This window comes from Pseudomonas sp. HOU2, assembly GCF_040729435.1.
Lineage (GTDB): Bacteria > Pseudomonadota > Gammaproteobacteria > Pseudomonadales > Pseudomonadaceae > Aquipseudomonas.
Genome location: NZ_CP160398.1, coordinates 2731983 through 2755887 on the forward strand (window position 1 = coordinate 2731983; position 23905 = coordinate 2755887).

A 23905-nucleotide genomic window follows, 5' to 3' on the forward strand; every position below is an offset into this window, starting at 1 on the left:
TCGCGAAGGCGATATCCGCCACACCACAGGGTTCGAAGCCGTCAGATGTTCTGCCGATCCCCCTTCGGATCGAAGAACACCGAAGACACAATCTCCGCCTCGATCACGCTGCCATCGGCCAGCGGCGCAAACACCCGCTCGCCCATGCGCTTGAGACCGCCCTTGACCACACCCATGGCAAATGAATAACCGAGGGAGTTGTGCGCGTAGCTGGAGGTCACGTGGCCGACCATGGTCATCGGGATCGCCTGCTTGGTGTTGAACACCAGTTGCGCACCTTCCGGCAGCCACACGTTCGGATCGATCGGCTTCAGGCCCACCAGTTGTTTGCGCTGATCCTTCACGCAGTCTTCACGGTTCATGCCGCGCTGGCCGATCCACGAGAACGGCTTGGTGCGACCGACGCACCAGCCCATGTTCAGGTCGTCCGGGGTCATCGAGCCGTCGGTGTCCTGACCGACGATGATGAAACCCTTCTCCGCCCGCAGGACGTGCATGGTTTCAGTGCCGTACGGCGTCAGGTTGTACTGCTTGCCGGCCTCGACGATTTTCTCCAGCACGCCCATCGCGTAGTCGGCCTGCACGTTGACTTCGTACGACAGCTCACCGGTGAACGAGATACGGAACACCCGCGCCGGCACGCCGCCGACCAGACCTTCTTTCCAGGTCATGAACGGGAAGGCTTCGTTGCTCAGATCGATGTCGGTCACGGCGCTGAGCAGCTTGCGGCTGTTCGGCCCGGACAGGGTCATGGTCGCCCAGTGGTCGGTGACCGAGGTGAAGTAGACCTTCATCTCTGGCCATTCGGTCTGGTGGTACAGCTCCAGCCATTGCAGCACGCGAGCCGCGCCGCCAGTGGTGGTGGTCATGACGAAATGGTTGTCAGCAAGGCACGCCGTCACACCGTCGTCGAAGACCATGCCGTCCTCTTTGCACATCAGGCCGTAACGCGCCTTGCCCACGTCGAGCTTGGTCCAGGCGTTGGTGTACACGCGGTTGAGGAACTCGCGGGCATCCGGGCCTTGAATGTCGATCTTGCCCAGGGTCGAGGCGTCGAGCAGACCGACGCTGTCGCGCACGGCTTTGCATTCACGCTTGACCGCGGCGTGCAGGTCTTCACCGTTTTTCGGGAAGTACCATGGACGTTTCCACTGACCGACGTCTTCAAACTCGGCGCCGTTTTTCAGGTGCCATTGATGCAGCGCGGTGTAGCGCACCGGCTCGAAGATGTGCCCGCAGTGACGGCCGGCTACTGCACCGAACGTTACCGGCGTGTAGTTCGGGCGGAACATCGTGGTGCCCATCTGCGGGATGGTCACGTTCAGCGAACGCGCGGCAATCGCCAGACCGTTGACGTTGCCGAGCTTGCCCTGATCGGTGCCGAAGCCCAGCGCGGTGTAGCGTTTGACGTGTTCGACCGACTCGAAACCTTCGCGGGTCGCCAGTTCGATGGCGGCGGCGGTGACGTCGTTCTGCAGGTCGACGAATTGCTTCGGCGCCCGCGCAGTGCCCTTCTCATGCGGCACCTGGAACAGCGCCAAAGTCGCTTCTTCGAGACGGCTCAGGGCCTTGGGCAGCGTGCCTTCGACCACTCCGAAGCCGGCTTCACTGGCAGCGCGTGCGCCACCTTCGAAGCCATCGGCCAGCGAATCACCGAGGCCGTAGACGCCGTTGATGCCACCGACGCACACACGCTTCTGCGGTGCTTCGCCGGGTACGAAACCGAGGATATCTTCGCGCCAGATCGGCTTGCCACCGAGGTGCGAAGCCAGGTGCACGACAGGGCTGTAACCGCCGGAACTGGCGATCACGTCGCAGTCGAGCCATTCGCCCGGGCTGGTCACGGCGTGCGCTTTGACGTCAATTGCAGCGACGCGGGCAGCGGTGACGCGCTTGCTGCCACGCGCCTCGATCACAGCGCTGCCGGTGAGGATGCGGATGCCTTTGGCGCGGGCTTCTTCCACCAGTGCGCCACGCGGATTGCTCCGTGCATCGGCGATGGCCACCACTTGCAGGCTGGCGTCGAGCCAGTCCAGCGCCACGCGATAGGCGTGATCGTTGTTGGTGGTCAGCACCAGCTTCTTGCCCGGTGCCACGCCATAACGGCGCACGTAAGTCGAGACCGCACCGGCGAGCATGTTGCCCGGCACGTCGTTGTTGCCGTAGACCAGCGGACGCTCGTGGGCGCCGGTCGCCAGCACCACACGCTTGGCGCGAACCCGGTGGATGCGCTGACGCACCTGACCGATAGGCGCGCGGTCACCGAGGTGATCGGTGAGGCGTTCGTGAATGGTCAGGAAGTTGTGGTCGTGGTAACCGTTGACCGTGGCGCGCGGCAACAGCAGCACGTCCGGGGTGTTTTTCAATTCAGCGATGACGCTGGCCACCCACTCGATCGCCGGTTTGCCATCGAGGCTTTCGCGGGAATCAAGCAGACTGCCGCCGAACTCTTCCTGCTCATCGGCGAGGATCACCCGCGCACCGCTGCGCGCAGCCGCCAGGGCAGCGGCGAGACCGGCAGGGCCGGCGCCGACGATCAGCACGTCGCAGTGCTGGTTCATGTAGTCGTAGGTGTCCGGATCGACTTCGGTCGGCGAACGGCCCAAACCGGCAGCCTTGCGAATGTACTTCTCGTACGTCATCCAGAACGATTGCGGGTACATGAAGGTTTTGTAGTAGAAACCCGGCGGCATCAGCTTGCCGCCGACCTTGCCGAGAATCCCCATCATGTCGTTATTGACGCTCGGCCAACCGTTGGTGCTGGTCGCGACCAGGCCTTGGTACAACGCCTGTTGCGTGGCGCGCACGTTGGGAATCTGCGTGGCTTCGGTGGCACCGATCTGCAGCACGGCGTTCGGCTCTTCGGCACCGGCGGCGAAGATCCCGCGAGGACGCGAATACTTGAAGCTGCGACCGATGATGTCGACGCCGTTGGCGATCAGTGCCGAGGCCAGCGAGTCGCCCTCGAAGCCTTTGTAGCTCTGACCGTTGAAGGTGAAGCTCAGCACTTTGTTGCGGTCGATCCGTCCACCGTTGGACAGGCGATTGGTCTGGCTCATACCTTCTCTCCCAGCGCCGTCGTGGCTGTTTTCGCCGTATCAGCCTTGTCGGTGAATTGCGGCTTGGTGCCGATCTTGTAGGTTTCGAGAATCTCGTAGGTCACGGTGTCGCGGGTGACGTTGAAGTACTGGCGGCAACCAGCGACGTGATCCCACAGTTCGTGGTGCAGACCACGCGGGTTGTCGCGGAAGAACATGTAGTCGCCCCACTCTTCATCGGTGCAGGCGGCAGGATCCAGCGGACGCGGAATGTGCGCCTGACCGGATGCGTGGAATTCCTCTTCGGAGCGCAGTTCGCCGCAGTGAGGACAGAAGATATGCAACATGGGGATTTCTCCTGTTAGTGGGCAACCGCAGCAGCGCCGTGTTCATCGATCAACGCACCGTTGTGGAAACGGTCGATGGAGAAAGGTGCAGCCAATGGGTGCATTTCACCCTTGGCCAGACTCGCGGCAAACACGTTGCCCGAGCCAGGAGTCGCCTTGAAGCCACCAGTGCCCCAACCGCAGTTGAAGAACATGTTCGGCACCGGGGTTTTCGAAATGATCGGGCAGGCGTCCGGGGTGGTGTCGACGATGCCGCCCCACTGGCGGTTCATGCGCACCCGCGACAACACCGGGAACATCTCGACGATGGCCTGGATGGTGTGCTCGATCACCGGGTACGAACCGCGCTGGCCGTAGCCGTTGTAGCCGTCGATACCGGCGCCGATCACCAGGTCGCCCTTGTCGGACTGGCTGATGTAACCGTGCACGGCGTTGGACATGATCACGCTGTCGATAATCGGTTTGATCGGCTCGGACACCAGCGCTTGCAGCGGGTGGGATTCGATCGGCAGACGGAAACCGGCGAGCTTGGCCATGTGCCCGGAGTTACCGGCGGTGACCACACCGACGCGCTTGGCGCCGATGAAACCCTTGTTGGTTTCAACGCCGATGCACACGCCGTTTTCCTTGCGGAAACCGATCACTTCGGTCTGCTGGATCAAGTCCACGCCCAAGGCGTCGGCGGCACGGGCAAAGCCCCAGGCCACGGCATCGTGACGGGCAACGCCGCCGCGACGCTGCACGGTTGCGCCCATCACCGGGTAGCGAGTGTTTTTCGAGCAGTCGAGGTACGGGATCTCGTCGGCCACTTGCTTGGCGTTGAGCAGTTCGCCGTCGACGCCGTTGAGGCGGTTGGCGCTGACCCGACGCTCGGAATCACGGATGTCCTGCAGGGTGTGGCACAGGTTGTAGACGCCGCGCTGGGAGAACATCACGTTGTAGTTCAGGTCCTGCGACAGGCCTTCCCACAGTTTCATCGCGTGTTCGTACAGGTGCGCCGACTCGTCCCACAGGTAGTTCGAGCGAACGATGGTGGTGTTGCGCGCGGTATTGCCGCCGCCCAGCCAGCCTTTCTCGACCACGGCGACGTTGGTGATGCCGTGCTCTTTCGCCAGATAGTAGGCGGTCGCCAGACCGTGCCCGCCACCGCCGACGATGACCACGTCGTAGACCTTCTTCGGCGTCGGCGTGCGCCACATGCGCTGCCAGTTTTCGTGGTGGCTGAGGGAGTGTTTGAAGAGGCCGAAGCCCGAATAGCGTTGCATAGTCATTTACTCCAAACCGCTCAGCGATAAACCGGGTAGTCGGCGCACAGTGCCGCGACGTTCTTGGCCACATTCGCTTCAACGTCGGCGTCACCGAGGTTGTCGAGGATGTCGCAGATCCAGCCGGCCAGCATTTCGCACTGTGCGACCTTGAAGCCACGGGTGGTGACGGCCGGGGTGCCGATGCGCAGGCCCGAAGTCACGAACGGCGACTGCGGGTCGTTCGGCACGGCGTTCTTGTTGACGGTGATGTGCGCACGGCCAAGGGCAGCGTCAGCATCTTTGCCGGTCAGGCCCTGACGGATCAGGCTGACCAGGAACAGGTGGTTGTCGGTGCCGCCGGACACTACATCGTAGCCACGTTTGATAAACACGCTGGCCATCGCCTGAGCGTTGTCGATCACTTGCTGCTGATAGGCCTTGAAGCCAGGCTCCAGCGCTTCCTTGAAGCACACGGCTTTGCCAGCGATGACGTGCATCAGCGGGCCGCCCTGAGCGCCGGGGAATACCGCGGCGTTGAGCTTCTTCTCGATCTCTTCGTTGGACTTGGCGAGGATCAGCCCGCCACGCGGACCGCGCAGGGTCTTGTGCGTGGTGGTGGTGACCACGTCGGCGTACGGCAGCGGGTTCGGGTACAGACCGGCAGCCACCAGACCGGCGACGTGGGCCATGTCGACGAACAGCAGCGCACCGACCTTGTCGGCGATCTGGCGGAAACGCGGGAAGTCCAGGGTCTTGGAGTAGGCGGAGAACCCGGCAACGATCATCTTCGGCTTGCACTCGACGGCCAGACGCTCGACTTCGTCGTAATCGATCAGCCCGGTGTCGGTGTTGATCCCATACTGCACCGCGTTGTACAGCTTGCCCGAGGACGACACTTTGGCGCCGTGGGTCAGGTGACCGCCGTGGGCCAGGCTCATGCCGAGAATGGTGTCGCCCGGCTGGATCAGCGCCAGGTACACCGCGCTGTTGGCGGAGGAGCCGGAGTGCGGCTGGACGTTGGCGTAATCGGCGCCGAACAATTGCTTGGCGCGCTCGATGGCCAGCGCTTCGACTTTATCCACATGCTCGCAGCCGCCGTAGTAACGCTTGCCCGGATAACCTTCGGCGTATTTGTTGGTCAGGCCGCTGCCTTGCGCCTCCATCACGCGCTTGCTGGTGTAGTTTTCCGACGCGATCAGCTCGATGTGATCTTCCTGACGTTGCTCCTCGGCATTCATCGCCGCCAGCAGTGCATCGTCATAACCCTGGATCTGGTCTTGCTTGCTGAACATCGCGTCTCTCCCGGCGGCGTCGGTGCGCCATTTCGTCTTGGTCAGGCACGCGGCTTGCGGCGGTGCCCTTTGATGCGATGGTATGGCCGGCGCAGACAGCCCAGATGCCTACGGACGCCACACAAAGGTGCGTTTACGACATGGCCGGGAAAGCTCAGGCACACAATGCCTTCTGTGGCGAGGGAGCTTGCTCCCGCTCGGCGGCGCAGCCGTCGCAAAACCTCAGCATGCGGTGCGCCTGATAGACCTCATGTTGAGGATTTGGGGCTGCTGCGCAGCCCAGCGGGAGCAAGCTCCCTCGCCACAGGTGTCAGGCAAATACTGTGCGTAGTGCCAGGAGAATGAGGAAATGCAGGGGATAGAGTGCGTAAGCCCAGCGCCGCATTGGCGGTGGCTGGAGATGTCGCGCACGTCGCAACAAGAACAACCCAAGCGATGGCGCAATCAGACACGCCGCGATACCAAACACCGCCACGTGGTTGCCGAACTGCGCCGCCTCATACAACACTTGCCACTGATTACCCGCCAGACACACCAGTCCCGGCAGCAGGCCAAAATACCCGGGGCGACGAATCACCCACAGCAGCGCCAGCGGCAGCAACACGCCAAACACGCCGAACATCAGCCATTGCGAAAACAGCGCCGCCAGCAGCAACGCACCTGCGCCCAAAAGCCGCGACAACAACGTGCGATCCTGCCAGCCCCGCGCTACCAGCAATCCCAGCGCCAGGGTGGGCATCACGTTCAAAGTGTCGGGATCTGGAATGTACAAGCGGTAAGGAAACTCGCTGACCAGACTGAACAGCAGCAACCAGCCCAAATAACGCCACTCGGTCTTCTGCGCACCGGCGCGGGCAAGATTCGCCGCCATCGCCAGGCAGAACCACGGGAACGCCAGACGTCCCGGCACATACAGCCAATCGGCGCTGATCCCGACATATCGCAGGTGATCGAGCAGCATGCTCAGCAGCGCCAGCCACTTGAGCAGATCCAGCGCGCCGTCGCGTTTAGTCACGTGCATAATCGGGCAACAAACTGGTAATTTTCTGACAGCGACATCCCGTGTGCTCCCCGGAAGATCTTCGGTAAAGTGCGCATCATCATTGACCACGAGCCTTCACAAGAGTCTCGACCACGGAAGCCGGCCATGACCGACAAGAGCCAACAATTCGCCAGCGACAACTACTCCGGTATCTGCCCCGAAGCCTGGGCCGCCATGGAACAGGCCAACCACGGCCACCAGCGCGCCTACGGCGACGATGAATGGACCGCACGCGCGTCCGACCATTTCCGCCAACTGTTCGAAACCGACTGCGAAGTATTCTTCGCCTTCAACGGCACCGCCGCCAACTCGCTGGCACTGTCATCGCTGTGCCAGAGTTACCACAGCGTGATCTGCTCGGAAACCGCCCACGTCGAAACCGACGAATGCGGCGCGCCGGAATTCTTCTCCAACGGCTCGAAACTGCTGATCGCCGGCACTGAAAACGGCAAGATTACCCCACAGTCGATCCGCGAAGTCGCGCTCAAGCGTCAGGACATCCACTACCCGAAACCGCGCGTCGTGACCCTGACTCAGGCCACTGAAGTCGGTAGCGTCTACACCCCGGAAGAAGTCCGCGCCATCAGCGCCACCTGCAAGGAACTGGGCCTGCACCTGCACATGGACGGCGCGCGTTTCTCCAACGCCTGCGCGTTCCTCGGTTGCTCGCCGGCCGATCTGACCTGGAAGGCCGGCGTCGACGTGCTGTGCTTCGGCGGCACCAAGAACGGCATGGCGGTGGGTGAAGCGATTCTGTTCTTCAACCACAAACTGGCTGAAGACTTCGATTACCGCTGCAAACAGGCCGGGCAACTGGCGTCGAAAATGCGCTTCCTCTCGGCACCGTGGGTCGGCATCCTCGAAAACGATGCTTGGCTCAAATACGCTCGCCACGCCAACCACTGCGCGCAGTTGCTGGCCGAGCTGGTCAGCGACATTCCCGGCGTCGAGCTGATGTTCCCGGTACAGGCCAACGGCGTGTTCCTGCAACTCTCGGAACCGGCCATCGCCGCGCTGACCGCAAAGAACTGGCGCTTCTACACCTTCATCGGCAAGGGCGGCGCACGTTTCATGTGCTCGTGGGACACCGAAGAAGAACGCGTACGCGAACTGGCCCGCGACATCCGCGAAGTCATGTCCGCCTGATTCCTTGGCAAATGAACGCCTGGATGAGGGGATCTCCGGTAATGAGTTAATCCCCTCACCACAAGTCATCACCGCCCATCCCTATCGCGCCAGCTGCTTGGTCTACATTGTCTGTCGAGCCTCCGCTCACATAACAATAAGCAGGAGCATCGGCATGTCGCTACAAGGCAAAACCCTGTTCATCACCGGCGCCAGCCGTGGCATCGGCCGTGAGATTGCGCTGCGTGCCGCGAAGGACGGGGCCAATATCGTGATTGCGGCCAAAAGCGCCGAAGCCCATCCGAAACTGGCCGGCACTATTCACAGCGTCGCCAAGGAAGTCGAGGCCGCTGGCGGCAAGGCATTGGCGCTGCAACTGGACGTGCGTGATGAAGAGGCGGTGCGCCGTGCGCTGGCCCAGGCCAACGAGCATTTCGGCGGCATTGATGCATTGGTGAACAACGCCGGGGCGATCAAGCTTACTGGCGTGCAGCACATCGAACTCAAGCGTTTCGACCTGATTCACCAGATCAACACCCGCGCGGTGTTGCTGTGCAGCCAGGCCGCCCTGCCCTATCTGAAGAAATCCGCCGGACACATCCTCAACCTGTCGCCGCCGCTGAATCTGGCGAGCAAGTGGTTTGCCCAGTTCAGCCCCTACACCGTGACCAAGTACGGCATGAGCATGCTGACGGTAGGCATGAGCGAGGAATTCGCCAGTTACGGGATCAGTGTCAATTCGCTGTGGCCGCAGACGATGATTGCCACGGCGGCGATCGAGTTTCAGCTGGGAAATCGCGAGTCGTTCAAGCATGCGCGCCTGCCTTCGATCATGGCGGATGCGGCGCATGTGATTCTGAGCAGCAGCGGGCGGCAGATCACTGGACGACTGCTTATCGACGAAGAAATTTTGCGAGAGCACGGCGTGACTGAATTCGATCATTACCGTTTCGAGCCGGACAGCGACGCCGCACTGATGCCTGACTTGTTCGTGAATTGAAACACCGCCCCTGTAGGAGCTGCCGAAGGCTGCGATCTTTTGATCCTGATCTTGAAAACAAGATCAAAAGATCGCAGCCTTCGGCAGCTCCTACAGGGGATTTCATCAGAATTCGATTCTGACGTCGCCCTTCGGCACGCTGCAGCACGACAGGATGAACCCTTCCGCCTCGTCGTCCTCGGTAATCCCGCCGTTGTGCTCCATCTCCACCTCGCCTCCAAGCTTCATCACCTTGCACGTCCCGCAGATCCCCATACCGCAAGCTTTCGGAATCATCAGGCCAAGCTTGGCCGCTGCTGCGTGCACGGTTTCGCCCGGGGCCACGCGAATACTCTTGCCGGAGGCGGTGAACTCGACCTGATGCAGATCCGCCGCATCGATTTCCGGCGCATCGGCAGCCTGCTCGGCTTGCTCCACCGCATCGGCACGAGCTTCCGGTGGCGTGGCGCCGAAGGACTCCTCGTGATAACGCGACATGTCGTAACCGGCCACTTCCAGCAGGCGCTTGACCGCGTTCATGTACGGCGTCGGGCCGCAGCAGAACACTTCGCGCTCGAGGAAGTCCGGCACCATCAGTTCGAGCATCTTGTGATTCAGATAGCCGCGATAACCGGCCCACGGCTCGCCCAAGCCATGCTTCTCGCAAATCAGGTGCAGGCTGAAGTTGTCGATCCGCGACGCCATGTGTTCCAGCTCGCGGTGGTAAATGATGTCTTTTGGCGAGCGCGCACTGTGGATAAAGGTCATGTCGACATTGGCGTTGGTGTCGTAGAACCAGCGCGCCATCGACATGCACGGGGTGATCCCCACGCCCCCGCTGAGATACAGCACTTTCGGACTCGGGAAGTCGATGGCGTTGAACAGCCCGACCGGGCCGTGCACCGCCAGCTCCTGGCCTTCATGCAGGGTGTCGTGCAGCCAGTTGGAAACCTTGCCGCCCGGCACCCGCTTGATGGTCACCGAGAAGCTGTAAGGCACCGACGGCGAACTGGAAATGGTGTACGAACGCATGATCGGCTGGCCGTCGATTTCCAGCTCCAGGGTCACGAACTGCCCGGGCTTGAAGAAGAACAGGATCGGCTGGTCGGCCATGAAACAGAAGGTGCGCACGTCCCAGGTTTCCTGGATGACTTTGACGCAACGGACGATGTGTCGGCCATTGGCCCAGGTCTGGGTGGTGACCGGATTCAGGAAGCTGTTGGACATGCTGTTCTCCACGGCCGACTGTCGGCCTTCATGTGGCGATTCTGCGTATAGCGTGAACCACCCGTTTACCTATCCGCGACATCGGCATACTTATCGCGACCAGCCCCCAACCACCGGGGGTTGCGCGTCGGGAACAGATTGCACCATGTCGCCCATGGATAAGGTTGCGGGCAGCGCCGGCCCCACACTCGCCTCACACCAAGACGAATTCTTTACACCTTGCGTAGCAACCCTGATCAGCCACTTTCGCGGCCACGCAGATGGCCTTGAGGAATACATCGATGGACGTCACCGCAAAAATCAGCCTGGGCGATCCGCTGGAACCCGCACGCAAGGCCACCGCACAAATGCTGCAGGAGCGCGAGCGCACCTTTTCGCTGCCGCAGCCGTTCTACAGCGACGAGCGTCTGTTCGATATCGACATGCAGGAGATCTTCCAGAAAGAGTGGTTGATCGCCGGCATGACCTGTGAGATCCCGGCCAAGGGCAACTACCTGACCCTGCAGGTCGGCAAGAACCCGATCATCGTCATTCGTGGCGCCGACGGTGTGGTGCATGCCTTCCATAACGTCTGCCGCCACCGTGGCTCGCGCCTGTGCACCAGTGAGAAGGGCAAGGTCGCCAAACTGGTCTGCCACTACCACCAGTGGACCTACGAGCTGGACGGGCGCCTGCTGTTCGCCGGCACCGAGATGGGTGCCGACTTCGACATGAAGCAGTACGGCCTCAAACCGGTGAACGTGAAGACTGCCGGCGGCTACATCTTCATCAGCCTGGCGGAAAACCCGCCGGCCATCGATGACTTCCTGTCGACGCTCAACCACTACATGGAGCCGTACGACATGGAGAACACCAAGGTGGCGATCACCACCACCTTGATGGAAAAGGCCAACTGGAAACTGGTGCTGGAAAACAACCGCGAGTGCTACCACTGCAACGCGTCGCACCCGGAACTGCTGAAAACCCTGCTGGAATGGGACGACGTCACCGACCCGCGCGCCGATCAGGCGTTCAAGGATCACGTCGCCGCGTCTGCTGCTGCGTGGGAGGCCGAGAAAATCCCTTACGCCCACGCCAGTTTCGGTCTGCGCAACCGCATCGTGCGCATGCCACTGCTCAAGGGCACCGTGTCGATGACCCTGGACGGCAAACAGGGCTGCGCCAAGCTGATGGGCCGGATCAAGAACCCCGACCTGGGCTCGATGCGCATCCTGCACCTGCCGCACTCGTGGAACCACTGCATGGGCGACCACATCATCGTGTTCACCGTGTGGCCGATCAGCGCCCAGGAAACCATGGTCACCACCAAATGGCTGGTGCACAAGGACGCGGTCGAAGGCGTGGATTACGACGTCGAACGCATGCGCCAGGTGTGGGACGCGACCAACGACCAGGACCGGCGTCTGGCCGAAGAGAACCAGCGCGGGATCAACTCCACGGCTTATCAGCCGGGGCCTTACTCGAAGACTTATGAGTTTGGTGTGGTCAATTTCGTGGACTGGTACAGCGAGCGGATGCTGAACAACCTTGGAGCCGAGCCGGCACCTTACCTCAAAGGCGTCCCGGTCCAGGGCTAAAAGCATCGCTGGCAAGCCAGCTCCCACAGGGATCTCTGGTGTACACAAATGTTGTGAACACTTCATACCTGTGGGAGCTGGCTTGCCAGCGATGGCGTCAGAACATTCACCTCATCACTTGGATGACCACCTCACACTGCCGTCCTCCCCAATAAACTCCTCAAAAATATCCTCTCCCACCAACCGCACCTTCGCATACCCGTTCAACACCCGCAGCGGATACGCCGGGTCATTGGCATCCTGCGTCTCCGACCACAACACCCGCGAATGCCCGTTCAGCTCGCTGGCATTGCCATAGGGAATCGCCCCGTGCCCGGCACAGCGCGCATTCAAGCCGCCCTGTTTGGCGTAGACGATGCCGTTGTGCAGATGCCCCCAATACCAGTAATCCGGCTCGCGCCCCAAGGCATCGCACACCGGTTGATACAGCGCGGTCTGGTGATGTCCGGAAATATCGAAGCCCTGGTGATGGCTGAGCACCATGATCTTTTTGCGCTTGGGCAGCGCTTTCATCCAGGTGATCTGCGGTTCGTTGAGCGTGCCGTCCATGTACAGGTTCATCGCGTCCGAGGCATACGCCGAATCCAGCCCGACCACCAGCCAGTCGTCGTTGATCAAGGCGAAATAACTGGTGCCCTGCTGCCCCGGAAAGCGCTTGGCCAGTTCCTTGAAATAGCCGTGGGCGCCGCTGTACATCTCGTGGTTGGAGTTGAGGGTGAACGAGCCGTGGCTGCCCATCGGCCAACCGGCCATGTCGACGTCTTCCTGCGAGTGGCTGCCGGCGTAATACACGTCGCCCAGATGGATGGTGAAATCCGCCTGCGCCAGTTGCATCTGGTTGGCGACTGAAACCGCCGGCGCATGGCTGTCGAAGGGGCCGGTGCCCCAGTCGCCGGCAATCGCCAAAGTCACGTCGCGCTCCATCTGCACCACCGCCGGGTCGGTGCCGAAGGTCGCGTGGTGGCGCAGGTTCTCGATCCACTTGAGCAATGCCTCGCTCCACAGCAAGTCGAGCAATTCCCACTTGCGACAGCCGAGCAGGCTACCGTCCTGCAACACCCGGGTTGCCAGTTGATCGGGCGATTGGGGCAACGGCGTGGCATTGCCGATGCGCAGGATCGACAGACCATGGGACAACTCCCACGGCACCGCCGGCTCATCGCCCGGCAACTCACCGTTTTTCAGCACGTATTGCGCCTGATCGTGACCGCGCTGCAGCAGCTTGATGATCGCCTGAAACTCCTGCGGCTCCAGCTCGCTGATGAGCTTCATCCAGGCCATTTCCATGCGCGTGAACAAGCCGTGAATGCGCAGTTTGACCTTGTCGTACTCGTGTTCCCAATGACTGACCAGTGACATGGCGTAATCCTCTATCCGTAAGGGCTCACAGGGTTTTCATGAATTCGATCAACGCCCGCTTGTCGTCGTCCGACAGCGTCGTGCCATACAGGTGACCGCTGTTGTGGTTGCCCTCCAGTCGGGTGTCGTATTTGAAATCCGCCGAGGCTTTGGCCTGAGCGTCCGTGGTGACGAAACCGACGTTGACCGGGTCGTAGACGTCGGACCCGGTGATGAACACCGCCGGACGTTTTTCCGGCGGTTGCAGCAGGTCCCACAGGGTCGGCACCGAACCGTTGTGCAGGTACGGCGCGCGCAGCCAGATGCCGTCAGTCGGCGTGTTGCTGTAGCTCTGGGTCTTGCGATACGCGCCGAAGTCGAACGGCGGTTTCTTGAAGGTGTGGAACGCCGTCACCAGGCCGGTGGTGAACGAATCCAGCCGATGCGGATCGGTGCCGAGCTGATCGATGTTGGTGGTCACTTGCCCGGTGTCGGCACGGCCAAAGTCGTGGCACGCGGCGCAATTGGCTTGCCAGATCGGTTTGCCCTGGGCGACCTTGGCCTGATCCAGTGCCCACGGCCACGTCGGCGCCTTGTGTCCGAGCAGCCAGTTGGTCACCCGGTTGAAGCTCGGCGGCAGCACCGATTCCGGCGTTGCGCCCACGGCCATCGCGGCGGCGTAGTTGCGTTCGTGGATCTTGTTGTTATTGCCGTCCCAATGCAGGTACATCGATTCCCGCGGCTTCTGGTTCCACACTTGCGGCAGGTCGACGGTGCCGATGGTCGAGTCATCCGGGAAGCCGAACACCACCATTTTCGTCGGGTTGAAGGTGTCGGTGCGGCCCGGGCCTTGTTGCGGACGCAGCTTCTGCCAGGCATAGGCCTGCTTCTGCTTGAGCAAAGCGCTTTTCGCCATCGGGATGATCAGGTAGCGGTTATAGAGCTTCTCGAAAAAGCCCAGCTGGAATTTGCCATTGATCGCCGCCATCACCGCGTCGGTGGTGAATTTCGGATCGCTGGCGCAATCGTAGGCGAACCACTGGAAGGCCTGCAGTTGCAGGGTGTTGGCCGGCGCACTCGGCACATTGACCGCAACGTCGCTGGCATTGGCGCGGTAGGAGCCGGTGTGGCACAGCGCGCAGTTCGGCTCCACGGTCGGGTAACCGATCTGCCGTTTGGCCATGCCGATCGGCAGGTCCTTGCCGTTCTCGTAGAGAAAGCCGAAGACCTCCCAGCCGCCGGGCTTGGGCAGTTTTTCCGGGCACATCTGCGGCAGTACGGCGAACAGGTAATACGGGATCCGCGCTTCGATGCCCAGGCCGATGGCGGCGTATTTGTAGTGGTCTTCGTCGGAGGCGTATTCCTGCTCCGGCACCACCCGCAACATCTGGTACCAGGTTTCATAACCGATGAAACCGAGCACCGCGACAACCACCAGCGTGCCGACCTTGAAGGCGTGGCTCTGCCATTGCCGCGCCCAGGCCGCGCGCCACTCGCGCCAGCCATCGCAGAGCAGCGCCCAGGGCCGGTTCGCGGGCGTGGTGCCGAGGTACAGCAGAATGCCGAGAATCAGGAAGAAGCTCAGATCGCCCATCAGCATCGGCACGAACACCGAACCCTGAATGCTCGTATTGATCAGGTAAATCCAGAACACCACGGCGATCAGCCGCGTCAGCACGCACAGCCAGGAGTGCACCACATAACGCGGCGCGTTGAAGCCCGAAGGCATGTAAAACACGCTGATGCCCACCAGCAGCATCCCGGCGTTTTCCAGCCACGGGTCGGAGAGTTGCGGCGGCAGCCCGACCACCGATGTCAGCAACCCTGGCGCAAACAGCGCCGGGATCGCGAACACCATGTTCATCGCAATGCCGATCCAGATGAAGCGTTGAAACCAGCGGATGTAAGTATCCATGTCATCCATTTCCTTGCGCAGACCTTAGGAGAGTTCCTCTGTGTGATGAGCTTTTGTGGCGAGGGAGCTTGCTCCCGCTCGGCGGCGAAGCCGTCGTAAACCCTGCAGATGCGGTGGTTCAGGAAAACCGCACGCTCAGATTTTGGGGCCGCTTCGCAGCCCAGCGGGAGCAAGCTCCCTCGCCACAGGAAAACTTCATCAACCGAGGGCCGTTTTCTCCAGGTGTTCAAGGATGAGCGGATACACATCCACCACCGCGTTCTTGCCGAACATGCAGTCGATGTGGCCGTAACCCGGCACTACGTGCCGGCTGTAGCGCTCCGGCCCGTGGACTGCGCAGACTCGCTGGTAGGTCTTGAGCGTGCTTTCCGGCAGGTAACACTGGTTCTCCGCACCGCTGATAAAGCAGATCGGCATCGTCAGCCGCTCGAAGTGCGGCATGTACACGTCGTTGCCCTTGAAATCCACCAGATGCCCTTTGCGCACGATCAGCGCCAGGTGCTCGAAGGTCTCGATATTCGACTCGCCGAACAGCTCGTGCAGGTTGTCGTGCAGGGTTTCGTTGAGCGTGTCGTGGCGGTACAGCGAGGCGTACATGAAGGTGATGCGGTGGCACACCGGGTTGGTGCAATAGCCCTGCGCCTCGATCCGCGCGTAGCCGTTGAGGGCTTTGTCATAGAGCCGGTTGAACCAGTTCTCCTTGCTGTCGGCGTAAGCCGTCATCGACTTGATGCCGATGGCGTCGAGCATTCCCGGCAAGTGCAGACCAGCCTTCAATCCGGTGGCTGTGGCGACCACGGTGTCAGCGGCAATCTGCGAGCAGACCACCGAACGCACCCCTTGCAGCCCCGCCAGCAACGACATGAAGAACGTCGTCGCGCCGTAGCAATGCACCACGCACTGCACGTCTTTGGCCTGCGTCTCCTGCTGAATCTGCGCAATGGCAGCCTTGAAGTCGTACTGGGCGATCTGGTCGCCGTTCCATTCCTTCTTGCTCGCCGGCAGCAGAATGCTCACCCGGAAATCCAGCAGCCACACGTCGTAGTCGTGCTTGCACAGGTACTCCAGCAGGTTGGTCTGGATGGTGTCGGTGGAAAAGATATTCGAACCGACACCCAGGCCATGCACCAGCATCACCGGGCCTTTGCTGCCGGCCTGATAACGGGTCAGGCGCAGCTCGACGCCGTCCTCGGTGGGGAAAAAATGCACCGCCGGGGTCGGCGCATCCAGCGGCCGTTTCAGGCGTGGCGGCGCGTCGGGGTTGAAGTATTTGTCACCGGCAAACACCCCGCCGTAACTCTCCCAAAGAATCCCGGCGAAGAACTTGCCAAAGCGCGCCAGGCCTTCGATGCGCTCCCGCTCATTACGCGCGTTGAGCACTTTCATGGTGGTCATCTGCTTGGCGAAATCGGTCGGATGAATATGCATCACCCCGGAGCCGATCACCTCGCCCGACTTGTCCGGCCCGCGATACAGCGTCACGTACAGGGTGCTGGTGTCGTGCCAGATGTTGAGTACGCCGTTGTCTTCCGGCACGGTTTTGAAAGCGCTGAAAAAATAGTCGTTGCCGTCCTCGGCGGTCAGTTTCATGTCGTACTTCATGTGCCGCGTGTCGACCTGCTGCTCGAATTGCTCGAACAGGTTGAACACGCCATTGCTGGCGGTCAGCGGTTGTGGCGACAGCGCCGGGGCAATCACCGTACCGACGATGGTCGCGGCGTGTTCCGGTTCCTTGATCATCCGGTTGAGGTCGTTGGCGGTGATGGTCAGGGTGAAGTCGATCGGCGAGTTGTCCGCCTCGCCGCGTTTGGCCGCAGCTTCGTAGACTTTCAGATCGGTGCTTTGCGCAGCGGTGAAGGCCCGGGAGAAATAGCCCTTCATGGTTTCGGTGAACTGCACGCCGAGCGTCGGTGGCGCCACCTGTTTGCGCGGTGCCGAGGGCAACGTGTAGTCGATGTGCCAGCCACGGTCGGCGGCGAGCAGGCCCATGTTGCGCTCGCTCACGGCGGAGATGGTCAGCAGCGGATTGACCGCCAGCGACGTCGGAATCACCGCGCCGTCAGTCACATACAGGCTGGGGTAAACATCGGTGCCGGCCGCACCGCTGAACACCTGGCCCTTGTGATTGACCACCCCTTGCCCGGCATCCTCACCCATCACGCAACCGCCCAGCGGATGCACCGAGACGATGCTGTGCTTGAGCAGTTGGGTCCAGATCGGATTCTCGACCCAGACCCCGCCCGGCGCCTTGGTGCTCTGGTACAGGCGTTCGTTGCCGAGCTTGAAGTTTTCCTGCTCGCCGACACCCGGCCAGTCGATGCGCAACTGATCCTTGTTGTCGAGAAGCATCCGGCCCTGGCCGCTGTCGTGACTCATGATCAGGTAGGTCTGCATGTTGTGCAGCGCGCCGTAGTACGGGCCGCGCAGGAAACTTTCGGCTTCGCGTTCCTTGTAACCAAGCTTGCCGCTGACACTGTCGTCGGTGGCCTTGCCGATCAGTTCGGCGAACCCGGCCATCGCCGGTACCATCGGCCGGCCGAGGGCGCCGGGGATCGAGCCTTCCTCGATGACCATGCGGCTGCGCCAGTCACCTTCGGTGCGCATGTCGATAATCGAGGTGATGCACGGGCCGACCGGGTGCAGTTCCTTGGCCGAATGCGCGCCGAAGCCGATGCCGTTGATGGTCTGTTCGCAGTTGTGGCCGAAGCCGAGAATGTCACCGTTGCCGCTCATGTTCTCGCCGAGCTGGCCGGACATCACCAGACCCTTGTCCCGCGAACGCAGCAGAATTTCGGTAGAGCCGAGGGTGCCGGCGGAGACCACGACGATATCGGCCTTCACGAACAGCGTCGGCGCGTCGAATTTCTCGCGCCCGCTGTCGAGGTACTGGAAGTGCACGATCCAGCCATCGCCGTCGCGCTCCAGATGCCGCACCTCAGCCTGGCAGAAAATCTCCGCGCCATGGTTCCAGGCATCCGGCAGATAGTTCATCAGCGTGGTGTTCTTGGCCTTGTTGTTACAGCCCGAGACGCAGTCGCCGCACTGGTTGCACGGCAGTTGCTCGACGCCGACGTGGTTGAGGTTGTTCGGCAGTTTGTCGAAGGTCACGTTGATCGGCGGCTTGTAGAAGTGCGCGCCTTGCTTGAGGTAGTCCGCCGATTTTTTGTTGGCGTCGAGCTTGGGCAGGTTCGGCGCGGTGTTCGGGTACGGATTGGGCTTGAGCATTTCCCGGGCGCGGGCGTAACCGTCCTTGAGCAGCGTATCGCGATGCTCGCGCACCGCCTGCGGCCAGCGCGGGTCATCGAACACCCCGGGCTCGGGCTCCAGGGCCACGTTGGCATTGATCAGCGACGTGCCGCCGAGGCCACAGCCGACTACCACGTTCTGCTGGGCGTTGACGTGCAGATCAAACAGCCCGGTGCGCGAGCCGATATGCCCGTCCGGGTCATGCACCTGCAGCTCTTCGGTCGCGGCGATCATGGTGTTGGGGTATTCGCCGGGCTGGATTTCCCGCCCGCGTTCGAGCAGGCACACCTGCTTGCCAGCCCGGGACAGACGCGACGCAGCAATGCCGCCGCCATAACCGGAGCCGATGACGATCACGTCGTAGTGTTCCTTGATCTCGCTGATGGGCGTTGCGATGCGTGTCATGAGGGTGTTCCTCTCTCAGGCAGATGGGGCAACTCTGCGGTTGCCTGCAATCAATGGGCGAACGGGCACCTGGCCTCCGGGTCGAGCCCGGCGACAGCACAGCGGTTAAAACAGGAAGTTGCTACAGACGAGCGCGTTGATTGGCCGCACGACGTAACGTGCGCTTGCGTGGCGAGGGGGGATGGCGGTGTGGGCGGCTATCCATCATGCGTTCTCCCAGAACCAGATGTGGATAAGTGACGGCTGTCCTTGTGCCATTGCAGTGAAGACAGCGCAGGAATCGAAGTCAAGGCAACGCTTTAGAACTGTATGAAATCTGATCAATTGCTGTTTGGACTAAGCCTGCCGGGGCCTGTGCAGTTCAGCGAACAAGTTATCCACATAGCCATGCACAGCAAATGGGGGTAACTGTGGATGAATGGAAAAATAACTGGCTGATTGGTGAAGAAAAATCGTGACTTATCCAGAAGGATGGTTTGCAGAAGTGATTGAGTGTTTTTTGATCAGCTCTCTATACATCGCGTTTCATATGGGCTGTAGAGGATGGCGAACACCTTATCCACAGAAGCGCCAACAGACTTCGGGGGTAACTTTGCGACTGCTGTGGAAAAGCGCTGGAAGCTGTGTGAAATCGGGGTTTACGCGAGGATTATCAGTTTTAAAAGCTTGATCGATCACTTATTGATCAATTCTCTACAAGCCACGTTTTATATGGCTTGCAGCGGTCAGCGAACATCTTGTCCACAGAAGCGCCAACAGAGATTGGGGGCAACTATTGAAGTTATTCAGGAGAAAAAGCCTGGTAAAACCGTGACTTAGGCTGGTTGTTTTTTGAGCTGGAGCCTGGAGGGCTTGATTGGCGTGGGGTACAGGGATGGGCGAACACGTTATCCACAGATCCGCCAACAGGGATTGTGGGTAAACACGACCCCTCACCCCAGCCCTCTCCCAAAGGGAGAGGGAGCCGACCGCATCGCCTGTTCAAACTCCACCGACCTGAACGAACATTGTGATCTCAGGCTTGGCCAGACCAAGGTCACTGCGCAATCGCAGGTCGATGTAATTAGCCAATACCACTCGGTCGGTCCCCTCTCCCTCCGGGAGAGGGCTAGGGTGAGGGGCTTTTCAGCGAACAACCCCTTCTTCGATCAGTAGTTTGAGGATCGCTTCCGCCCCGGCCTGCGCGGTGACGCCTTTGAGCACTTGCCCACCGCCGCCACTGGCCTTGGCTGTCGCCGCCTTCATGCGGTCCGCACCGCTCTTGGCCTTGATCACCTTCAAACGTTTCGGCCGTGGCTTGGCCGGTTGCAACGTGGCAACCGCCAGCAGTTCATCGTCCAGCACCTGCACGTCTTCGGCATTCAACACCCCGCGTCGCGCCGGGCCGTAGGCACTTTGCCGCGGCTTGGGCGCGGCGTTATCCACAGTCGCCAGAAACGGCAGCTTCACCTTCAACCGCCGTCGCTGCCCACGGGGCAAGGCTTGCAGCACCAGCGCCGAACCGTCGGTGATCGACTCGACCTGCGCCAGCCCCACCACCAGCGGCCAGCCCAGCCCCTCGGCGAGCAGGAACGGCAACATGCCGGAGCCTTCGCCGGTTTCCGCCTGACTGCCGGTCAGCACCACCTGGGCGCCGGCATCGCGCAGATACGCGGTGAGCCCCGGCAAGGCGTCGGCGCCAGCAGGTTGCTCCAGCACATGCAGCTGTTCCAGGCCCATGCCCAGATAGGCGCGCAGTGCCGGTTCCGCAACGTCCCCGGCATGCAGCACTTGCAGGTTATCCCCAGCCAGTTGCAGGCCCAGCTCCACGGCGCGGGCATCCTGTTCGGCGCGGCGTGGCCGGCCCGACGTCGGGTGGGCACCGATGGAAACCAGACTGATGATCTTTGTGCTCATAACCGTTCCTTAAGCCGCATCGCGCTTGGCTTCGTTGCGGTAAGCCGCTACCGCCGCGATCAACGCCTGAAGAATTTCCGCGCTTTCGCCGATCACCGACAGGTCGGCACGCTTGATCATGTCGCAACCCGGATCGAGGTTGATCGCCACCACCTTGTCGCAGGCACCGATGCCTTGCAGGTGCTGGATCGCCCCGGAAATCCCCACGGCCACGTAAACCCGCGCGGTAACCCAGGTGCCAGACGCGCCGACCTGTCGATCGCGGGCCATGAAGCCATCGTCCACCGCCACCCGCGAAGCGCCTTCGGTGGCGCCAAGGGCGGCGGCGGTCCTGTGGAAAAGCTCCCAATCCTTGACCCCGTTGCCACCGGAGAAGATGAACTCGGCTTCGGCCATCGGAATCGCTGCCGGGTCCACCGCTACCGCGCCAAGATCCTCGATCCGCGACAGGCTGCGCACGACAGGTGTGGATAACTCAACCGGCAGTGCCTCATGACGGGTTTCGCTGACCGGTTCCGCACATTCGGCAGACGCCAGAATCAACCGCGCCACCGGGCGGGCCAGATCCTGTAGCCCGGCACCGGCGCGGCCGATGCACTCCTGACCCTTGACCTGCCACACCCGTGTCGCCGGGCGTTCACCCAGTGCGGCAGCAAAGCGCCGACCGAGTTCGCCGCCACCACTGCGGCTGTCCGGCAGCAGCCAGTGACGCGGGTTGAACTGGTTATCCACAGCCCGCAGGCCCTGCACCCGTTGCTCCGGTGCATAACCACTGAATTGGTCGCCCTCCAGTACCAGCAAGCGATCGACGCCGGCCGTGGCGAAGGCGCTCTCTTTGTGCTCGCCAAACACCACCGCCAGCACCGCGCCGTCGTTGCCGGCCAGTTGATGAGCCAGGCCGAGCAAGTCGCGGTCGTGGCTGCTCAGGCGACCGCCGACCATGTCCGGCACCACGCTGATGTAGAACGCCGGGGCCGGTACCTGATGCAGCGGCAACTGCACTTCAACCGTGGCCGAGCGTTTGACCGCCCCGCCCTGTTGCGCGCCGCTGCGGTCGATACGCTTGATGCCGTTGGGGCCGATGAAACCGATGCCGTGCAGGTTCTTGCGGATGACACCATTGGGGCCCATCCAGCTGTGTTGCGCCGGTTGCATGGCCGCGTGCAGCGGATGCAGACGGTTACGCGCAATCCATTCGGCGCGCGGGTCGCGGCGGATAATGTCGCTCATCAGTGGGCCTCCGCAGGTTCACGTTTGGCCGGTGCAGTCGGCTTGTTCGGCGCGGCGTCTTCGAGCAGCGCGTCGGCCACCAGTTCGGCGATGTCCTTGATCAGCGGACGCGGTTCGACCACGCCCTCGAGCATCGCCGTGCACTGTGGACAACCTACTGCTACCAACTCGGCGCCGGTCTCGCGGATGTCATCCATGCGCATGTCGGGGATTCGCTGCTTGCCGGGAATGTCGGTGATCGGCGCACCGCCACCGCCGCCGCAGCAGCGCGAACGGAAGCCGGAACGTTGCATCTCTTTGACCTCGATGCCGAGGGCGCGCAGCACTTCACGCGGCGCCTCGTATTCGCCGTTGTAACGGCCGAGGTAGCACGGGTCGTGGTAGGTCACGCTGTTGCCTTTGTGCTGACCGAGATTGAGCGCACCGGCCTGAATGATTTCCGCCATGTAGGTGCTGTGGTGCTGCACCAGGTAGTTGCCATCGAACGCGCCGTACTCGTTCTTCAACACATGGAAACTGTGCGGATCGCAGGTGACGATGCGGTTGAAGTTGTATTTGGCCAGGGTATGGATGTTGCGTTTGGCGAGCAGCTGGAAGGTCGCTTCGTCGCCCAAACGCCGCGCCACGTCGCCGCTGTCGCGCTCTTCCAGGCCGAGTACGGCGAAGTCGATTTTGGCGGCCTTCAGCACTTTGACGAACGCACGCAAGGTGCGCTGGTTGCGCATGTCGAAGGCACCGTCGCCGACCCAGAACAGCACGTCGGTGGACTTCTTCTCGCTGAGCAGATTGAGGTTCAGATCCGCCGCCCAGTTCATCCGCCCGCCCGGGGCGAAACCGCCCGGGTTATCGGTGGCGATCAGGTTTTCCAGGACTTCGGCGCCCTTGTTCGGGGTCGCGCCTTTTTCCAGAGTCAGGTGGCGGCGCATGTCGACGATGGCGTCGACGTGCTCGATCATCATCGGGCATTCCTCGACGCAGGCGCGACAAGTGGTGCACGACCACAGGGTTTCGGCATCGACCAGACCGTTGACGATCGGTTGATGCGGATTGCCACTGTGTTCACCAATGGGCTTGCCCGGATACGGGCTGCCGGCAAAGTTGGCATCGGTACCGCCAGCGAGACCGACGACCATGTCCTGAATCAGCTTTTTCGGGTTCAGCGGCTGGCCGGCAGCGAAGGCCGGGCACGCCGCTTCGCACTTGCCGCACTGCACGCAGGCGTCGAAACCGAGCAACTGGTTCCAGGTGAAATCCTTGGGTTTTTCCACGCCTAGCGGCGCGCTTGGATCATTCAGATCCAGCGGTTTCAAACCGGTGGAACGACCGCCGCCAAAGCGCTCGGCGCGGCGGTGCCAGGCCAGGTGCAGGGCACCGGCGAAGGCGTGCTTCATTGGCCCGCCCCAGGTCATGCCGAAGAACAACTCCGACACGCCCCACAAAACGCCGAGCCCGAGAATCGCCGCCAGCAGCCAGCCGCCGAAGTTCTCCGGGAGGATTCCCGCCACCGGCAGGGTCACCAGAAAGAACGACGCGGAGAACGCCAGCAGGCTTTTCGGCAGGCGCATCCACGGGCCTTTCGACAACCGTGCCGGCGGGTTGAGCCGGCGCCGGTAAACGAAGATCGCGCCGACGAACATCACTGCCGTCATCAACAGCAGCGCATAGCCGAGGATGCGGTTATGCAGGCCGAAACCGTGCACCAGAATCGCCAGCACGATCGACGCCACCGCACCGCCGGCCGTGGCGACGTGCGTGTTGGCGATGTATTTGTCCCGCGCCACCACGTGGTGCAAGTCGACCATGTAACGCTTGGGCATGGCCAACAGGCCGCCGAGCAGATCGACCTTCGAGGCCCGGCCCCGACGCCACATGGCCACCCGCCGCAACGCGCCCAGCACCGCAAGGGCCAGGGCTGCGAACAACAGGATTGGAAGAAGGGTGTTCAACATGGTGAAGCTCCCAAAGACCTCGGGGTCATTTGCGCGCTGCTGAGAACAACGC

15 protein-coding genes are annotated in these 23905 nt (G+C 61.7%); 3 read left to right on the top strand and 12 right to left on the bottom strand.

Going from position 1 to position 23905, the window contains the following annotated elements:
* Positions 1–41: 41 nt before the first annotated feature.
* The 5 genes from ABV589_RS12365 to ABV589_RS12385 form a co-directional block, all read right to left on the bottom strand.
* Positions 42–3059, bottom strand: a complete 3018-nt coding sequence (locus tag ABV589_RS12365; protein ID WP_367086004.1) for a sarcosine oxidase subunit alpha — start codon at positions 3057–3059, stop codon at positions 42–44.
* The gene (locus ABV589_RS12370) at positions 3056–3385 is read right to left on the bottom strand and encodes a sarcosine oxidase subunit delta (RefSeq protein WP_007962600.1); all 330 of its coding nucleotides are present in this window, start codon (positions 3383–3385) and stop codon (positions 3056–3058) included. The genes ABV589_RS12365 and ABV589_RS12370 overlap by 4 nt, the downstream gene beginning before the upstream one ends.
* A gap of 14 nt (positions 3386–3399) precedes the next feature.
* A complete protein-coding gene (locus ABV589_RS12375) occupies positions 3400–4650 on the bottom strand; it encodes a sarcosine oxidase subunit beta (protein WP_003206307.1) in 1251 nt (416 codons plus the stop codon).
* A gap of 20 nt (positions 4651–4670) precedes the next feature.
* The gene (locus tag ABV589_RS12380) at positions 4671–5924 is read right to left on the bottom strand and encodes a serine hydroxymethyltransferase (protein WP_367086006.1); all 1254 of its coding nucleotides are present in this window, start codon (positions 5922–5924) and stop codon (positions 4671–4673) included.
* Positions 5925–6234: 310 nt separating this feature from the next.
* The gene (locus ABV589_RS12385; RefSeq protein ID WP_367086008.1) at positions 6235–6945 is read right to left on the bottom strand and encodes a TraX family protein; all 711 of its coding nucleotides are present in this window, start codon (positions 6943–6945) and stop codon (positions 6235–6237) included.
* A 126-nt stretch (positions 6946–7071) separates the two neighbouring features.
* Between ABV589_RS12385 and ABV589_RS12390 the strand changes: the two genes are divergently transcribed.
* Together ABV589_RS12390 and ABV589_RS12395 are read left to right on the top strand one after the other, a co-directional pair.
* Positions 7072–8112, top strand: coding sequence for a low specificity L-threonine aldolase (locus ABV589_RS12390; protein WP_038363178.1), 1041 nt, complete (start codon positions 7072–7074; stop codon positions 8110–8112).
* A 154-nt stretch (positions 8113–8266) separates the two neighbouring features.
* Complete coding sequence (locus ABV589_RS12395) at positions 8267–9091, top strand: NAD(P)-dependent oxidoreductase (RefSeq protein WP_367086010.1); 825 nt, start codon at positions 8267–8269, stop codon at positions 9089–9091.
* A 105-nt stretch (positions 9092–9196) separates the two neighbouring features.
* Here ABV589_RS12395 and gbcB read toward each other — a convergent pair whose 3' ends face one another.
* Entirely contained in the window at positions 9197–10297 is a 1101-nt protein-coding gene (gene gbcB, locus ABV589_RS12400) for a glycine-betaine demethylase subunit GbcB (protein WP_095187122.1), read from the bottom strand.
* A gap of 281 nt (positions 10298–10578) precedes the next feature.
* On the opposite strand from gbcB, the gene gbcA reads away from it, so the two are divergent.
* Complete coding sequence (gbcA, locus tag ABV589_RS12405) at positions 10579–11874, top strand: glycine-betaine demethylase subunit GbcA (RefSeq protein ID WP_027610658.1); 1296 nt, start codon at positions 10579–10581, stop codon at positions 11872–11874.
* Between the two features lie 114 nt (positions 11875–11988).
* On the opposite strand, the gene ABV589_RS12410 is transcribed toward gbcA, so the two are convergent.
* The 6 genes from ABV589_RS12410 to dgcB all read right to left on the bottom strand — a co-directional run bounded on the left by ABV589_RS12410 (position 11989) and on the right by dgcB (position 23853).
* Positions 11989–13233, bottom strand: coding sequence for a metallophosphoesterase (locus ABV589_RS12410; RefSeq protein ID WP_329697196.1), 1245 nt, complete (start codon positions 13231–13233; stop codon positions 11989–11991).
* A 25-nt stretch (positions 13234–13258) separates the two neighbouring features.
* Positions 13259–15127: a hypothetical protein gene (locus tag ABV589_RS12415; RefSeq protein WP_367086013.1), complete on the bottom strand. Its 1869-nt coding sequence runs from the start codon at positions 15125–15127 to the stop codon at positions 13259–13261.
* A 198-nt stretch (positions 15128–15325) separates the two neighbouring features.
* A complete protein-coding gene (locus ABV589_RS12420; RefSeq protein ID WP_367086015.1) occupies positions 15326–18778 on the bottom strand; it encodes a GMC oxidoreductase in 3453 nt (1150 codons plus the stop codon).
* 1125 nt (positions 18779–19903) lie between these two features.
* Positions 19904–20674 carry an electron transfer flavoprotein subunit beta gene (locus ABV589_RS12425; RefSeq protein WP_367086017.1) on the bottom strand — a complete coding sequence of 257 codons (771 nt, stop codon included), beginning with the start codon at positions 20672–20674 and terminating at the stop codon, positions 19904–19906.
* Positions 20675–20683: 9 nt separating this feature from the next.
* Entirely contained in the window at positions 20684–21904 is a 1221-nt protein-coding gene (locus ABV589_RS12430) for an electron transfer flavoprotein subunit alpha/FixB family protein (RefSeq protein WP_367086019.1), read from the bottom strand.
* Positions 21904–23853, bottom strand: a complete 1950-nt coding sequence (gene dgcB / locus ABV589_RS12435; RefSeq protein WP_367086021.1) for a dimethylglycine demethylation protein DgcB — start codon at positions 23851–23853, stop codon at positions 21904–21906. Before dgcB ends, ABV589_RS12430 begins: the two co-directional genes overlap by 1 nt.
* Positions 23854–23905: the final 52 nt, after the last annotated feature.

Coding starts and splice junctions, on each gene's coding strand:
- ABV589_RS12365 (WP_367086004.1), bottom strand. CDS start 3,059: ATGAGCCAGACCAATCGCCTGTCCAACGGTGGACGGATCGACCGCAAC.
- ABV589_RS12370 (WP_007962600.1), bottom strand. CDS start 3,385: ATGTTGCATATCTTCTGTCCTCACTGCGGCGAACTGCGCTCCGAAGAG.
- ABV589_RS12375 (WP_003206307.1), bottom strand. CDS start 4,650: ATGCAACGCTATTCGGGCTTCGGCCTCTTCAAACACTCCCTCAGCCAC.
- ABV589_RS12380 (WP_367086006.1), bottom strand. CDS start 5,924: ATGTTCAGCAAGCAAGACCAGATCCAGGGTTATGACGATGCACTGCTG.
- ABV589_RS12385 (WP_367086008.1), bottom strand. CDS start 6,945: ATGCACGTGACTAAACGCGACGGCGCGCTGGATCTGCTCAAGTGGCTG.
- ABV589_RS12390 (WP_038363178.1), top strand. CDS start 7,072: ATGACCGACAAGAGCCAACAATTCGCCAGCGACAACTACTCCGGTATC.
- ABV589_RS12395 (WP_367086010.1), top strand. CDS start 8,267: ATGTCGCTACAAGGCAAAACCCTGTTCATCACCGGCGCCAGCCGTGGC.
- gbcB (WP_095187122.1), bottom strand. CDS start 10,297: ATGTCCAACAGCTTCCTGAATCCGGTCACCACCCAGACCTGGGCCAAT.
- gbcA (WP_027610658.1), top strand. CDS start 10,579: ATGGACGTCACCGCAAAAATCAGCCTGGGCGATCCGCTGGAACCCGCA.
- ABV589_RS12410 (WP_329697196.1), bottom strand. CDS start 13,233: ATGTCACTGGTCAGTCATTGGGAACACGAGTACGACAAGGTCAAACTG.
- ABV589_RS12415 (WP_367086013.1), bottom strand. CDS start 15,127: ATGGATACTTACATCCGCTGGTTTCAACGCTTCATCTGGATCGGCATT.
- ABV589_RS12420 (WP_367086015.1), bottom strand. CDS start 18,778: ATGACACGCATCGCAACGCCCATCAGCGAGATCAAGGAACACTACGAC.
- ABV589_RS12425 (WP_367086017.1), bottom strand. CDS start 20,674: ATGAGCACAAAGATCATCAGTCTGGTTTCCATCGGTGCCCACCCGACG.
- ABV589_RS12430 (WP_367086019.1), bottom strand. CDS start 21,904: ATGAGCGACATTATCCGCCGCGACCCGCGCGCCGAATGGATTGCGCGT.
- dgcB (WP_367086021.1), bottom strand. CDS start 23,853: ATGTTGAACACCCTTCTTCCAATCCTGTTGTTCGCAGCCCTGGCCCTT.